We start from the raw sequence: 1265 nt of genomic DNA, 5'->3' as shown, positions 1-1265 counted from the left end.
TCTTGACCTGCCCCCAGGATTAAATACAACCTTCAGTTAGTAATGTCGGTTGGTTTTTCTTCATATTTCCCGTTTCGCCAGCCTGCTGCAAATTCAGCTGGCGTCTGGTAATCCAGAGATGAATGTGGTCGACACTCGTTATAATCCTGCCGCCAGTCATTAATGATTTCCCGGGCATGTAGAATATCGCTGAACCAGTGTTCATTCAGGCATTCATCCCGAAAGCGGCCATTGAAACTCTCAATAAATCCGTTCTGCGTTGGCTTGCCCGGCTGGATTAAGCGCAACTCAACACCATGTTCAAAGGCCCATTGATCGAGTCCGCGGCAGGTAAATTCCGGGCCCTGATCGGTTCTTATCGTTGCAGGATAGCCACGAAACAGCGCAATGCTGTCCAGAATACGTGTCACCTGAACGCCTGTAATCCCGAATGCCGTGGTGATCGTCAGACACTCCTTCGTAAAATCATCCACGCAGGTCAGACACTTAATCCTGCGGCCGCTGGCAAGTGCATCCATGACAAAATCCATCGACCATGTCAGGTTCGGCGCATCCGGACGAAGAAGCGGAAGCCGCTCAGTCGCCAGCCCCTTGCGGCGTCGCCTGCGCTTTACACTCAGGCCGTTGAGATGATAGATGCGGTATACCCGCTTGTCGTCTAATCAGTCAATATCTGGATCAGATGGGGTCTTTGTCGTCTTCGTAGTCATTTTTTAGATGCTACAACATGTTGCCAGATGCGCCGGTAACCAAAGCGGCGGCGCTCAAGTGCCAGCTCTGTGATGCGTAGAGACAGCTGCGCGTCAGCAGCCGGACGCTGAGCCGAATAACGGCAAGTCGACAGGGACAAACCTGCCAGCCTGCAGGCACGACGTTGCGACAGACCTGCGGCCTCACACATGACTTCCACTGCTTCCCGCTTCTGGTCTGTCGTCAGAACTTTCGGCCAAGAGCCACCTGAAGCGCCTCCTTATCCAGCATGGCTTCAGCGAGCAGCTTCTTGAGGCGGGCGTTCTCCTCTTCAAGCGACTTGAGCCGCTTCACTTCAGGGACTTCCATGCCGCCAAACTTCTTGCGCCAGGTGTAAAACGTGGCGTCGGAAATGGCGTGCTTACGGCAGAGCTCACGGGCAGAAACCCCGGCTTCGGCCTCGCGGAGAATACTGATGATCTGTTCGTCGGAAAAACGCTTCTTCATGGGGATGTCCTCATGTGGCTTATGAAGACATTACTAACATCGTGGTGTATTAATCAACGGGGAGCAGG

The 1265-nt window shown here is 53.5% G+C and carries 1 pseudogene; it reads right to left on the bottom strand.

Annotated elements, in window-relative coordinates:
* Positions 1–32: 32 nt before the first annotated feature.
* Positions 33–1197 (bottom strand): annotated as a pseudogene (locus tag EPE01S_RS23560) (IS3 family transposase).
* Positions 1198–1265 lie beyond the last annotated feature (68 nt).

Origin of the sequence: Erwinia persicina NBRC 102418, assembly GCF_001571305.1 — a bacterium.
GTDB classification, from domain to species: Bacteria; Pseudomonadota; Gammaproteobacteria; order Enterobacterales; family Enterobacteriaceae; genus Erwinia; species Erwinia persicina.
The sequence above is the reverse complement of the archived record's forward strand: the minus strand, read 5'-3'. Positions and strand labels throughout refer to the sequence as shown.